This is a genomic window from Paenibacillus fonticola DSM 21315, from assembly GCF_000381905.1.
GTDB classification, from domain to species: Bacteria; Bacillota; Bacilli; order Paenibacillales; family Paenibacillaceae; genus Fontibacillus; species Fontibacillus fonticola.
The window spans coordinates 122,920-137,625 of sequence record NZ_KB907246.1 but is presented as its reverse complement, the minus strand read 5'-3'; the positions used below and the strand labels follow the sequence as shown (position 1 = coordinate 137,625).

The 14,706-nt window shown below is 43.7% G+C and carries 7 protein-coding genes; all 7 read right to left on the bottom strand.

Annotated features, from left to right (window positions below; genetic code table 11):
- Positions 1-71: 71 nt before the first annotated feature.
- Positions 72-4,064, bottom strand: coding sequence for an Ig-like domain-containing protein (locus tag G358_RS0102360; RefSeq protein WP_019635601.1), 3,993 nt, complete (start codon positions 4,062-4,064; stop codon positions 72-74).
- Positions 4,065-4,297: 233 nt separating this feature from the next.
- Positions 4,298-4,612: a hypothetical protein gene (locus G358_RS0102355; protein WP_019635600.1), complete on the bottom strand. Its 315-nt coding sequence runs from the start codon at positions 4,610-4,612 to the stop codon at positions 4,298-4,300.
- Between the two features lie 1,137 nt (positions 4,613-5,749).
- Positions 5,750-6,952: a methionine adenosyltransferase gene (metK, locus tag G358_RS0102350; RefSeq protein WP_019635599.1), complete on the bottom strand. Its 1,203-nt coding sequence runs from the start codon at positions 6,950-6,952 to the stop codon at positions 5,750-5,752.
- Positions 6,953-7,156: 204 nt separating this feature from the next.
- A complete protein-coding gene (locus G358_RS0102345) occupies positions 7,157-7,432 on the bottom strand; it encodes an alpha/beta-type small acid-soluble spore protein (RefSeq protein WP_019635598.1) in 276 nt (91 codons plus the stop codon).
- A gap of 129 nt (positions 7,433-7,561) precedes the next feature.
- Positions 7,562-8,125: a hypothetical protein gene (locus tag G358_RS0102340; protein WP_019635597.1), complete on the bottom strand. Its 564-nt coding sequence runs from the start codon at positions 8,123-8,125 to the stop codon at positions 7,562-7,564.
- Between the two features lie 126 nt (positions 8,126-8,251).
- Positions 8,252-10,777 (bottom strand): hypothetical protein, encoded by a 2,526-nt coding sequence (locus G358_RS0102335; RefSeq protein WP_019635596.1) that lies wholly within the window; start codon positions 10,775-10,777, stop codon positions 8,252-8,254.
- Positions 10,778-11,034: 257 nt separating this feature from the next.
- Positions 11,035-14,169, bottom strand: coding sequence for an S-layer homology domain-containing protein (locus G358_RS29355; protein WP_019635595.1), 3,135 nt, complete (start codon positions 14,167-14,169; stop codon positions 11,035-11,037).
- Positions 14,170-14,706: the final 537 nt, after the last annotated feature.

Here is a 14,706-nt window from a genome sequence, read left to right as displayed (position 1 = left end):
ATTTCTTGTTAGGGTGACATCAGGGTAGTAAGTGTATAGAAAATTAAAAGTTAGCTTTATCCAGCCAACACCTAAATATAATTGAGCTTCTCCAGTACCCGCTTCAGCATGACAGCTGCCTGGGCGCGGGTAGCGTTGCCTTGGGGCTGGAAGGTATCGAGGCTAACTCCTTGAATGATCCCTTCTTTTACCGCCTTGGCGACATTGTCTTTGGAATAGATTTTGTTATTGTCCTTGAAGCGGTTCAGTGTCGCGGCGGACGAGCCATTCAGGGAAATCTCGTACCCTGCATAGTTCATAGCCCGGACCATCATCAGCGCCATTTGCTCACGGGTAATGTAGCTGTTCGGTTTAAAAGTACCGTCCGTGTTGCCGGCAATAATACCTGCTTTGGCGGCCGCTCCAATATAATCCCCCGTCGTACCTCTCGGCACATCCGGGAAGCGATTAACATTTCCTTCATCGGCGGTCAGGCCTAGTCCTTTAGCGATGAACACGGCAAACTCCGCCCGGGTAATATTACTGTTCGGTTCGAACCTGCCGTTTTGCCGGCCGTCGATAATGAGCCTGCTTGCCAAATTGACTATAGAATCATTCGCCCAATGGCTGCCCGTGTCAGTGAAGTAACTGTAGCCGCGAGCCGGTCCGACGACTTCTTTTCCGCTGATTTTCCCATTGAAGATCACATAATTTCCGCTTTGCTTCACACTTGCGGGAACAAATGAAGATGTTCGTGAAGAAAAATCATGTTTGATAAGAGCTCTGTAATTATTAGCTCCCTGGCTCATAATCCCTTGAGGCACCGCTCCTTGATTTATGACCCGAAAATGAATGCGCCCCTCGTGATCCACATCTACGACGTTTTGCACAGCGTTACTGTTATAAGCCGCTACATTGACTTGAACCGGATCACGCAGCGGCGTAGTCGTTACCCCGTTATTGTTGATTGGGGGCGGCATCTGCGTCGAAGCCATTGGATCGATTTGAACTGTAATGTACGCTGAATTTAAATTGTTAGCGAACAAGGAACGTGAAATTTGCGAAAAAGGTATTTTCTCGATCGGAAGCTCATATATCACATCCTGATGCCATATCGCTATGGAGCCCGTTTTCCCCTGTCCGTATGCGCTCAATAATGGACCTATCGGCAAAGCGACCTCGGCCATTTTTTCCGTGCTCGGCACCTGGAACACAAGCTTCCGGTCAGCCGTATTGCTGTTCATAATAAATTGATATGCCTCCTGCAGCTTTGCAGAATCAACTTCATATCTTTTAATATATCGCTGCTTACTCGCAGATACGACCTCCTGAGCCTTTGCTGTATTTGCATTAAGCAAATAGCCTCTCAAGTCAAATTCTGAAGAAGGAAACACCGTCAAAAAGGATGGCAGACTGCTGACTCCTGTTCCTGTTCCGTTGCTTGTCCCACCGCCCGTAAGATTTTGTACAGAAATCCGGCTGTAGGCTTTCATCGCATTGCCAAGATGATCATAGAGCGGAGCAGATCCCGGCGTATAGGACAGTTCCACCACCTGACTGGCTGAGACGGATGTCCCCAGCTTCAAAGTAATCGTATCTCCGCTTAAGCTTGCGGATTGGACCGTCGTATATCCTTGATCCACATTCACACTGAATTGATTAGCGGATATAGATCCTGACGATCTTAAGGTGCCCGTATGCGTGATCGTGATCGTATCCCCCCGGACAACTGCGGAGCGAACTCCATCCGCAACCATGTTGTAGGTGACCGGCTCCAGATTAATATAACCAGCCAGGTTCCCGTTCAAATCGGCAATGCCTCCAACACCCGATACATAAGATAGCGTCACATACTGTTCCTTCGTGAAGGACGATGCCAATGTCAGGGTGACCTGGTTTGTCGAAACCTCAATGTTCGTGACGTATACAGGTGAATTGTTGACTAGAACCGAGTACTGGCTTTTCATCGGAATACTGGTGCTTCTTAACGCTTCGTTGTAGGTAATGACGATTTTGTTGCTGGATCCTTCAACCTTCGTAAACTCTGGCGCTCTCGAATCATTGTAATTTCGCACGAAGTAATCGCTAAAAGCAGCGATGTTCTGCCCGCGATAATCCTGCAGCGGGTAAGATCCTGGTGTATAGGATACTTTAACTATGTCGCCATTCGATACAGAACTGTTCAAATAAAGGTAAACATATGAGCCGCTTTTATTAATTCTATCGATGCTTTTCGTTTGTCCATCCGCTGTAACTGTGAACTGCTGATAAGCATAGCTGGATATATCCTTCAAGCTCTCGCTAAAGCGCAACGTCAATGTACTGCCTGAAATATATCCTTCCTGCGGCTTTGGCATGACAGAGTCAATGCCGTTGGTAACTTCCTTGCTGGTAAAACTAGCCGCCTTATTCCCGTTAGTATCTTGAATTAGCCGACCGGTGCCTGAATAGCTGATACGAATATTTTGACCAACCGCGACGCCAGTCTCCAAATAAACATAAACATTCTCACCCGATGCATACGCACTGCTAATACGGCGGTTCTCTCCATTTACATTGACCGTGAAGCTGGAAGTCGACAAGTTGTAGGATGAATCCAACGTTTTGTTATATACAAGCCGGATTGCCGTGTTAGAATGCATCGTCGCGCTTTGAAGTACAGGAGCCGTCTTATCTACAGTGCCTGTATGAAACGTCCAGCTCGTTCCCGTATAATTGGCCCCTGTCTCCGCGTCAACGATGGCGCCGGATGCGATTTCGACAATATAAGTTGTCCCTTCCTGGAGACTGCTGGAAGGAGTAACCGTAAGCTCGCGGGTTGAAGTCTGTCTGGCCTCCGCGTTAATGAGCGTGGTAGTCCCTTGTTTTTTCAACGTAACTTTGCTGCGATCTACCAAAGTATAGTTTTTGCTGAAGGTAGCTGCGATTTTTGTCGTAACAGCGTTGTTCGAGCTATTACTTGTCGGCGTAAGACTGGCAATCGACAATGAAGTAGAATTAGCCGTTCCCGTTGTAAAATTCCAGAAACGCTCGATTGTCTCATTTCCGTCCGAATCTCTGAATGCGCCTTGCGGAACAGTTACCGTATAGACTGAGTTATATGTTAAAGCAGGAGGTGTTATCGTAATTTGGGTCGTTCCTCCTCCCTTTACATCACTGGAGGTTACAGGAATAGTCACAGGTGTCCCTGAGCTTCTATGCTGTAAAATAATGTTGCCCGTATTGGGGTATACCGCACGGGAAAAGTTCAGTTGAATGCTGCTGTTAATGCTTACGTTACTAGCATTGCTTGCCGGCACGAAAGGCGTCGTTGCATTCCATGCCACGGCAGATCCCCGTACGTTAAAGCGCCATCTGTCTCCGTCCTGAATTCCGGCAAAAGGCTGATGATCGCTATCCACGAAAGCCCCCTGATCTATCTCGACATAGTAGCTTTCTCCAGAAAGGAGCTTGTCTACTTGCCAGCTGGCGGCATTTCCATTTACACTCACTGCAGAATCTTGTACCGCTGCACTAAACACGACTTCGTTGTTAGAAACTCGCTTTACCCGTATATTACCACTGCCTTTTGCAATCGTCTTATCAAATTCGATCTGAAGCAGCTGCGTCAGCTCTGTAATTGTTGCTTTCTCTGCTGGGGTCACCCTGCTAATTACAGGCGGCCTGCTCTCCGCCGAGCTCAAGGTAGTGAATGACAAATCGAAGGCTTCGGATGTTATCGCGGGATTATTCGCATCAACAAACGTTCCTGCGCTGCCTTTGACATGATAGACCCTGTTGTAATCCAATCTTGGCAGTCTGATCTCATATTGCATGCTGACAAAGCCTTGGGGCGTAATTGTTTCGCTGAATGTTGGAGCTGTTTCTCCATCGGCAATGACCTCTATCGTTCCCTGTCCGGGTCTGACTCCTCTATCAAAAGTCAACAGAATGGATTTGGGGTCAATTGAAACTCCTTTCGAACCGTTTGCCGGCTGCATTGTTGATATGACAAACGGCGCTTCAGCCGCCTTAGCCCCTCCCATTCCCATCAGCAGATTTAACACCATGACAAGCACTAAACTATAGGAAAGCTTCCTTCTCATTCTCTATCTGACTCCTCTCACCGTATTCTCTATGTATCAGCCGTAGTTGGCCATTAAGACATACCTATATTTATTAACGGCAAATATGGGACTCAAGTTTAGGGGAACCGGCAAATCCCTCCTAGACAATTTAGCAAGCAATTGAAATAACCCTCTGGCCATTTAAGATCAGCCTAGAGGGTTACTTTGTCTTCCTCTTATAAAAATTTTCCATATTCCTCATCCTGTAAAATTTATTTTATGCGCTTCAGTTCCCGAATAATCGTTTCCTGCTCTAGCGAATGCAAAGCTAAAGATTCCAAGATCCGATCCTGACGGCTTTGACCCTCTTTTAACTCTAAAAGCTCCTCTTGTATGACCGTCACTTTCTCATTCGTAGACTTTACCACACTAATCAGCTGTGTTATCAGCCCTTCATGGCTGTCCAATCGTTGATCTATGCCATTGAATCGATGGTCTATACCATCTAATCGTTGATCTATACCATCCAATCTTCCATTAATATTTCCAAGCTCTTTTAGTATCAAATCAAGCTTTTGCTCACTCACTTTCGTCCCTCCCTTCTTTCAACAAACTACAGTGTTTATCCCGCTCTCATATGTAGCCTTCTGCATTCAGTATATCACATATTTCGCAGCGCCTCTTCCCACTTATGCAGTTCCTTAATGGTAAAGTTTAATTGCTCGCCATACTGCCGATTTATAATTAAACTTCGTTTGTTTCTTGAAAAATATGATTTCTCAAAAGAAAAATGTCCCCAGCTCAGGTCGACTATTGTCGCACTCCCTATTTGTTCTCTCCTCTTATATCCGGGGTATGCTTGGATGGCTGTCGACATTTCAATGAAAATATATCCAGCTGCCTGAGTGAAACTGATTCAATTATTATCCAATCGCTCCGAGGATACGGAAAGGGGGCTGAAAGCAAACTGCTTCGGGAGCTAAGCTTGTAGTCGCCTTTATGATCGAGTTTCTACCTTATGAACCTTTATCATTCAGGAAGTCTGGGAGCAACAGCGGTCGTAGGAGCATTTTACGTATTGCCGCCCATCCACTTTCACTAGTTCAACTTATATAAATGGATTTATAGTAGTTAGTTTCTGCGGCAAAGGGGGGTATGTAAATTTAAATGTATCTAGTGTCGTTAGAAGCAGGGAAATATCTATCATGGGCTAGATCCTTGATTTTAGGAGCATAGAATCCATCTAAACCCTTGAAACATTCGTTTAGAGCATAATTAGATACACGAATTCCATTTAGTGTGCGACAGCTTGGTCTACTCATCTTAGGGTATGGCAGCTTATAGTGCAACTGCTTGGTCTTTCGTATCTTAGGGTACGACAGCTTAGCGTGCGATAGCTTAGCGTGCGACAGCTTAGCGTGCGATAGCTTGGTGTACTATCTTAGGGCACGGTTGCTTAGGGTGCTACAGCTTGGTCTACGTATCTAGGGTACGGTAGCTTAGCGTGCGACAGCTTGGTCTACGCATCTAGGTATGGCAGCTTAATATGCCCCAGCCGGGTGAGCAACAACGATCATTTGAACATTTTTCGCACTTCCCCACATCCATTTCCATCTACTAGTTTAATTTATATAGAACTCAAAAAAACGGATACCCACTGCTGAACGCATTGGATATCCGTTTTCTATTTTATAACAGGGTGTATAGAAGGAATAAATTTAAGCTTAAATACCCGCTTGCGATTTAAGCACTTCTACTTTGTCCAGACGCTCCCATGGCAGGTCCAGGTCTGTACGGCCAAAATGACCGTATGCCGCGGTTTGGCGGTAAATTGGACGGCGCAAATCCAGCATGCGGATGATGCCCGCTGGACGAAGATCAAAGTTGTTCCGGATGAGCTCAACGAGCTTCTCTTCTGAAACTTTGCCTGTGCCATACGTGTCCACGTTAATGGAGACAGGAGTCGCTACGCCAATCGCATACGCCAGCTGAATTTCCAGCTTGTCCGCCAGGCCAGCCGCAACGAGGTTCTTCGCGACGTAACGAGCCGCGTAAGCTGCGGAACGATCCACCTTAGTAGGATCTTTACCGGAGAAAGCGCCCCCGCCATGACGGGCATAACCGCCGTACGTATCGACGATAATTTTACGTCCGGTCAGACCGGCATCCCCTTGTGGTCCGCCAATAACAAAACGGCCGGTAGGGTTAATGAAATACTTCGTTTGCTCGTCCAGCAATTCCGCCGGGACAACTGGAAGAATCACATGCTCTTTAATATCCTTCTGGATCTGCTCCAGCGTAATTTCCTCGGCATGCTGTGTCGAAACGACGATCGTATCGACGCGAACCACATTGCCATCCTCATACTCAATCGTTACCTGAGTCTTGCCATCCGGACGAAGATAGTTCAGCGTTCCATCCTTACGCACTTCCGCCAGGCGGCGGGCAATCCGATGGGATAGAGCAATCGGCAGCGGCATGAACTCAGGCGTTTCGTTCGTGGCAAAGCCAAACATTAAGCCCTGATCCCCTGCCCCAATATTCTCGGTCTCTTTATCCACTTGCGCTGGATCACGATGCTCGAGAGCGGCGTTAACGCCTTGAGCGATGTCTGCTGACTGCTCGTTTAACGACGTCAGTACAGCGCACGTATTAGAGTCAAAGCCGTATTTTGCCCGAGTGTAGCCAATTTCTCTAATGGTCTTCCGCACCAGTGCGGGAATATCCACATATTCCGACTTGGTACTAATTTCACCGATAACGAGTACAAGGCCGGTAGCTACAGACACTTCACACGCAACCCGCGCATTTGGATCTTCCTTCAAAAAAGCGTCAAGCACCGCATCAGAAATCTGGTCGCAAATCTTATCCGGATGCCCCTCGGTCACGGATTCAGAAGTAAATAAATGGCGTCCTTTGATGGACATAACAATCAACCTCCCCATGTGAATCGTATGGCAAGTGCCTAAATATCCAATACTAAATACTAATCATCAGCTATCAGCTTATCAGCTTATCAGCAAAAAATGAACCTTTTCCGCAGCGGAAAAGGTTGAATTGACAATCCTTAAAAGTCATATTAACGTATTTGCCAAGTCATGTCAAAATAAAAAACACAATTTAATAAAAAATTAATGCATTAAATTTCGCTGGGCGTGCGCGATTAATCTTTTTGTGATTTCTCCGCCTACAGAGCCGTTCTCTCGGGATGTCAGATGGCCCCAATTACTCGTATATCCTGAATTAGCTCCAGATGTACCAAGTTCACCTGCAAATTCGGTGTCGGCAGAGCCAGAGGCCCCTCCGGTATGTGCGACTGCTAATCCAAACTCCGCGGCGATTTCATATTTCCATTGGTGCAGCACTTGATGGCTTTCCGGGACGATTTTGCGATTGCTTCTAGCCATACTTGAAACACCTCCTCCAAAAAATAATGCTTCAAGAATAGTATGCATCAATCGCGATCATCTAGCCGTCTCAATGTTTGTTACTGCTGGTATTATTCTTCCATGGAAGCAACATCCACTGCCTTGGATTTATTTGATGGAATAGCCGCCACGCACCATGACAGTCAGTGGATGTGTCTGGCCCTCTTGATGCTGAATACCCCGGCCCGCCCTTGGGAAAGATAACAAATGATTGTTCGTGACTGCACCGCCATTTGTTATATCCTTGCCATCTGTTAAGTCGGCCACACCGTTTTGGTCCTCGCTATAGATTGCTGCTTTGCCTGCCCGGACGATGAATTCCGCGCCGGCTGCGGCAATCAGCTTCTTGCCAGGCTTTAGTTCGACGATTTCAACTTGATTGGCAGCAGCCGAATTATTGCCTCCAGCAGGTGTTCCAGCTGATGTACCGGGTGTTCCTATTGATCCCCCTGTTGATGTACTAGGCGTTGTTGCTTGAGGTGTACTACCGCCCCCGCCTTTTAACGCTTGTTGAATTTGCTGATCCACATAGCTTTTTGTCACAACAGGGTCTTCTGCCGTGCCTGGCTGGTTGGCTACCGCTGCTCCAACGTTCTCATTTAGCAAGGAACCAGCCCATATTCCACCACCAACTAGTACTGCTGCTGCTGCGACTTTCCACGTTGCTTTCATTATGTACCTCCTATTATGAATAACATATCCATTTCTATGAATCCCTTTTCATTAATGATAGTAGTTTTAAGAGACTGAAACAAGCAAAAATCCCTGCGGGAGGGATTTTTGCTTGCTTTAAACCTATTAATTATACAAATCTGTATTTACATAGTATGCCGCCTGCGTTGCGATTTTCGTCTTCTCACCTTGATAGGAATCGTAAATGGAGAATTGGAAGGCTCCAGATCTGGAAGTCGCAAAGATCAGGTCATTAATAACGTAAGAGAAGCTCAGGTTTCCGCCCACGATCATATCTTTTTCCAACTCGATTTCTTTCTCGAATCTGGCACCGCTGGAATCTGTCACCTCGAGAATGAACTTATGCTGGAATTCGCCCATATCATATGTCAAGTCACGCTTCAGATCATATTTCATCTTCACTTCTAAGCCAGATGAGTTCGTACGTCCTTCGATTTCCTTAACAGTCAGCGTGTAAGGGAATAACTGAACATCCTTCAGATTGCTCTGAATGTTTCTGCTGTCCAAATTAAGCTCCATAGCCGAAGCATTGACAAAGCCCGTTGGTTTGCCCTCCAGCTCAGTGAACTTATTCTCCGTAACGCTCTCCCCAACAACCAGATGCCAATTTGAAACTATTGTCCCCTTCGGCACCTTCGCTGAGAAAGAGACCAGGCTTGACGATTGAGGTCCTACCGCATGCTTCACTTGATTCACATCTGCTTTGTAGTATTGACCATCATCTGTCTGGAAATATCCAGTTAACTGAGATAGATTCGCTTGACTGTTTTCCAGATTTTTCATAACTAGTTCTGTGTAGATGATATCGCTCGTACTGCCCTTATACAAATAAGTTTTACGAGTCTTCAGATCGGACTTTTTACCTGCCGTATCCAAATTGAAGTATGTTCCTTCTGCTATCTGTTTTATGGCACTGGTGCTGCCATAGTTCGAGAACATAACCCAATTGGCCGTTTTATCCGCGCCAAGCTTCTGGAGCAACTGCACCTGCAATTGAGAGAATTTCAAGCTAGATGGTACATTTGCAACCACATAGACGCTAGATTTCTCTCCTGGCCCCAAAATTTGCGTCGTATTACTATTAACAAGATTCACCGTACTGCTTAGCGTTGTCAGATCCATCTTGTAAGCACCTTCGAACTCTGGAAGTTTCGCTGCTTTGGTTCCTTTATTAACGATTGTAATTTTAGTAGCCAACAAGTTTCCGTCATTCCACGGAAGCTTCTGAACCGCATCCAGTGTAACTCCAAATTCACCATCATTATTTTTAACTATACGCTCTTGTCCTAGAGCATGCTGCATTTCCGTATAATCTGGCAAACTATAAATAGCTACCGGATAGCTGCTGGAAGCCGCTGGTGCTGCAGGTTGTTCAGGTGAAACCTGAGAGCTCCCAGTTGGCGTCTTCAACACCAAGTCCATCTCATTCGCATTCGTAATAATCGGCAGAGTTCCATCCACCGAAATAATTTGCTCCTCATTCGGCTCTATAACCATTCCATCCAAACTACTCGATACAAGAGGATACGATTTGGATCCAGCTTGAATCTCAAAAGAATAATTCGGAAGTGTGATTGCTTTATCTCCCTTATTGGCAATAGCAAATTGAATCGACAGATCGCTCTTTCCAAAGCTTTGGTTCCTGGAAATACTTTCAATTCGGGTCGTTATGTTCGTATTATCAATTTTCAGTAATCTTTCCTTGTTCGCAGCAGTTTTGGAGCTCGTACCTTGCTTCGTTCCTAGTCCCATGGATGCTACGGGAATATCACTCTTAGAAGCTTCATCACTTTGTACTAATAAGAGCTGCAAATTGTTCAAATTTACGTTTTTAGGAATTTTGGCGATCAAATTAAGCGTCTTGTTCTCTTGCGGTAAAATCTTATAATTCGAACTAGCTGAATCCGGAGTTACAGCAAAGGCTGTTCCGCTAGCCGTTTGAACCACATATTTTAGGTTTGGATTTTCAATGGTGCTGGAGCCAGTGTTTTGCAAATACAAAGCGATATTTACATAATTAGAATCGCCTAACCCCAGAACATTAACCGACATAACTTTAGCATTTGCTGAAAAATCATTTAAGATTAGCTTTCCTGTCGTATTCACTGGAGTAGCTACAGCATATGTAGATGGAATATTAATACTTCCCAATACTTCTTCATATCCTGCAACATTAAAATTCCATTTCACGATTTGAAAGTTCAGGTCACTATATTTTAGATGCTTGGCAATTTTTGTAGTATAGGTCACACTAACTGAAGAACCGGGAACAACTTTCTTCTTCTCCTTATCTGCCCCTACTACACTTACGCTATATGCCGTACCTGATTTGGTTTTGACTTTCGTCCAATAATCGATTAAGGACAGAGTCTTACTATCATTGTTGTGATAAGTCAGTGTATACGTCAATACATTGCCATCACCCTGAGCCAAAATATTAACATTACTCAGCTTTACCGTACTCTTACCAGCTAGCTTAATTCCATTTAAGTTCCCCAGTGTCTTAACCGCTTGCGCTGCTGCTGTATTCGTTTGCGACTTCGTTGCTGCCGCGCCTGCAATTCCAGTAGCACACTGTGCCATTAAGGCAGCTACAGCCAATGAAGCTACAACCATCTTCGTTCTATTCAACTTTAAACCTCCTAATTTAAATTGTCGTATATAGTATATACGCATTAAATTAAAAAAAGTTTAACAAAAGATTATGAACTGAGAATGAACTGAAGAAATTTATATTTTTAATATGGGATTTAAGTAAAAGTATCTTCCAGTCACTGATTTACTTCGCTATTTTACCGACTAACCATTTAGGGTGGATCCTCCATAGCTAAAACCATTAATAACAAAAAAACGGGCACAAGGCCCGTTTTTTTGTAAATATTTAGTTATTAGTTGAGTGTTCCAATGTTGCTGAAATAATTGGATACAGAACCAGCTTTAAGCGGATTTTTATTTCCAGTCTTATCAACAATAAGTTTAGACTGTTCGTTGCTGTCTTTAATCTTCACATGCAATGTAGTATTAGCTGAATTTCCAAGATCGGCAACATCATTACCATTGAGTTCAAATTCGACTGTAAGAACAATGCCAGTAAGGTTGTTGTAAACGGCATCAGCTGGAACATATTTGATACCTGTTACAGTTCCTTTATAGGTAATATTTTGACCTTGCTTAGCCTCAATTTCAAAAAGGTTATAAACCTGTTGAGGAGAAGATCCTGCCCAGTCCGGATTGAATTCAACAGCTTCTGTCAGTGCCAGACCGATTTCATACGTTGCAGTTGTAGCAGAAGGATTCACACGTGCAACTTTCAAACCGTCTTTCAAGAGTTCAGGTTTGATTTCGTCCTTAATACCTACTTCAACTTCTTTAATCTTGACTCCGTACTCATTGGATGTGCCAATCGCTGTTTGTGCAACAGTTTTAAAGGTCGCCCCTCCAACAGTAGCAGGCAATTTGTGGTCATCATCCAAAGTAAACGTCAATTTCTTACCATCCGAGCTAAGAGATACTCTTTGAGGTCTAGCATCGTTAATATAGAAGTCAGAGTCACTAACGTTACTAATTCTCGAATTAAATTCTACTTCGACTTCTGTACGGCTAGTAGCTTTAACAGAACCTGATTTAATAGTGATATACTTGTCGTCTGCAAAATCCTGAATCAACTCGTAACTACCATTTTGTTGCAAGAATTTACCTTCTGCGTTGGCAACATAGCTTGCTTTAACGGCGTATGTGTAATTAGCATCTTCAAATGTTGTGTGCTTAGTTTTGATTCGAACAGATTTAGATGTCAGCAAATCAATATCATCATTATTTTCAGTCAGTTGACCAACAGTAACGTAACCGCCAGTTCCATTTTTTGCTTTCTTCAGCAAAGTATATTTAGCAGCGGATTTAGGGTTACCGTCACCACTTGTAGCTAATTCTTTGTTGAATTCAACATAAACGTATTTATGGCCGCTATCCGCATCTCCGTACCATACACGATCGATTGCGCCATTTTGTGCTTTGGAAACATCCAAATCAATGGTTGTTGGTGCAAGAACATTCCCAACATACGCCGTGTCTTTAACACCAGTAATTGTAAGTGTGTATTTTTCCGATTTCAGGCTAGTGCCCAGATCGACCAAAACAACTCTGTTACTGCTGTTTTCAAATTCTGGTTTCAGTTGTGGATGACCATCTTTGTCAATACCTGCAAGATCCGGGATTTTACCGTCAGCATTTTTCAGAACATAGTTATCCGTGTCCTTAGCGGATTTTGGATCAAGTTCTTTGCTAAATCTGATCTTAGCAATATAATGCCCGTTAGAATTCAATTTCAGTTCAGATTCAGAAACTACAGGACGAACTGTATCCAGAGTAGGAGTTACCTTCACGTCTCTGTCAGCTTTATTATCGCTGTAGTCACTAACACCTCTCAATGTAACAGTGTTTTCACTGTAGTTAAGCGGTGAGTTGAAGAACAATCTAACTTTTGTATCTTCGATTACGATTCTCGTAGCTTTATTGCTTGTGGTATTAGCATAAGCTTCAGAGACAGCTTTAATCGACTCATTGAACTCAACGATAACTTCCTTCAAATCTTTTGTTTTAACAGATGCAACTTCAGGAGCCGCTGTGTCTTCAGTTACCGTAAATTGGTTGTCCACCGGCGCCACTTTCAAGCCAGAGAAATCAGCTACGCCACTTACAGTAACAGTGTGTTCACCAACTGGCAAGCTAGTTTGAACAATCACAGTGTCAGGGAAACCAAATTTAACGAAAGCACCAATTGCTTTTCCATCTACTTTATAAGAGCTGGAAGTCAAAGCAGTGGCAGGATCAATCGGCTCGCTAAATTTAATTTTGAAAGCTTTAGTTCCCAAACCAGTAACCTCTTGAACCGTAGGAGCAGTCACATCAGATGGTGTAAACTTAACAGTTTGGTTAAAGGTTTTAGTTCCATCCTCGTTTCTAACACCCTTGATTTCCAATTCAATTTCTTTTTGGTTCGTCATGTAGTTGCCAGCTGCTTCATTGTCAAGAAGCAACGTCACGGATGATTTATCTTCGGACAATGTTGCACTGTGGAAGGATCTATCCTTGACTACATAGTTATCTTCGTTTCCTGCAGTTTCAGGATCCAAAGTACCGTCAAAAGTAACTACGATTTGTTTCAGGTTCTCAGCTTTAACACTTTGAACTGTTTGAGCCACAGTAGTAACATAAGTTACTTTATGTGTGTACTCGTTACCGTTGTGAGTGAATTTCACTTCAGTTTCTTTGTTAGGCGCAAGTGCTTCTTCCAAAGTTACTTTCACAACATCGTCGTTGGAGAGTTTGAACTCAACAACTTTACCAGCTTCGGATACTTCGTAGGAAGCTACAGTAGGAATTTGGTTAGATTCCCAGATTGCGTAAGCTGCTACAATTGCTTGAGAACGAGTAGCATTAGCTTGGTAGTTGATACCGGACTCGATCAGGCCTTCGTTGATTGCAGCTTGAACGTAACCTTTAGCCCACTCAGTAGCTGTGTTGTTAGTTTCAGCTGGAACTTCCAGTTTCAACGCTTTAACCAAAACTACTGCCAATTCTTGAACTGTCAGATTGTCGTTTGGTCCAAACAGTTGTTTAACTGCGTCTTTGCCTGTCAGGATACCAGCTTGTGTAGCTGCTTCGATGTATTTAGCAGCCCAATGGCCTGCAGTGTAGTTCGGGTCTTTGTAAGTAGCTACGCCAACAACTGGGTCAAGGTCGATCGCCTTAACGATGATTGTTGCCAATTCAGCGCGCGTAATAGTTCTTTCAAGTCCTGATGATTGGTCTGGGTAACCATTTACAACCCCAGCAGTTTTCAATGCATCAAATTGTTGCTGTGGTGTCAATTTCTCGGCACTGAATGCTACGGAAGCAAACATGGAGAATGCCATTGCTGTAGACAAAGCTACGGATAAAATTTTCTTCATAACCTTTTTTTCTCCTCCTTGAAATTCCTTCATATGAGAGTTTTCTTTAAATGAATAGCTCGTGTTACTCATTAGCCATTGCACCTCCTTTCCAGAGCCTGAGCGAGTTCCTATAAATTAGGTCTGCGGTTTCCCGCAGAAACTTGTAAATAAAACAAGCAAATAGACGCAGAACTAGACTAGTTACCTAATCCTACCTAGACATTATACAATGTATACCAAGAACCGTAAAGCTAAATTTTCTAATAGATAGACAAGTTTCCCCACATGACATATTCTCCCTGTCTAATTTAGTCATACTGTTTTGGTCATCTTTGTAAATGCTCTACATCTTAAACGCATCAGGATTCAAAAAGTTGCGCACTTTTTAAAAATATTTGCAAGTTTGTTACTTTTCTAAGCTTATCCTTAGCTGCAACTTATTTCATCCCTTGCCTTCTGACGGAAATTAGTATAACATACCGATTTATCCCAGTCATTAAGCAACATCTTCCAATCCCCAATATCATTATTCTATGTTGGTCCAGCACAAATAAGACGTCCCATTGGACGTCTTATTTCATCTAAAACAAAAAATTATTCTATTAAATATAACATTCGAAAAGCAGC

What these genes read in the sequence shown, in the direction of transcription:
- G358_RS0102360 (WP_019635601.1), bottom strand. Translation starts at nt 4,064, where the DNA reads ATGAGAAGGAAGCTTTCCTATAGTTTAGTGCTTGTCATGGTGTTAAAT.
- metK (WP_019635599.1), bottom strand. Translation starts at nt 6,952, where the DNA reads ATGTCCATCAAAGGACGCCATTTATTTACTTCTGAATCCGTGACCGAG.
- G358_RS0102345 (WP_019635598.1), bottom strand. Translation starts at nt 7,432, where the DNA reads ATGGCTAGAAGCAATCGCAAAATCGTCCCGGAAAGCCATCAAGTGCTG.
- G358_RS0102340 (WP_019635597.1), bottom strand. Translation starts at nt 8,125, where the DNA reads ATGAAAGCAACGTGGAAAGTCGCAGCAGCAGCAGTACTAGTTGGTGGT.
- G358_RS29355 (WP_019635595.1), bottom strand. Translation starts at nt 14,169, where the DNA reads ATGAGTAACACGAGCTATTCATTTAAAGAAAACTCTCATATGAAGGAA.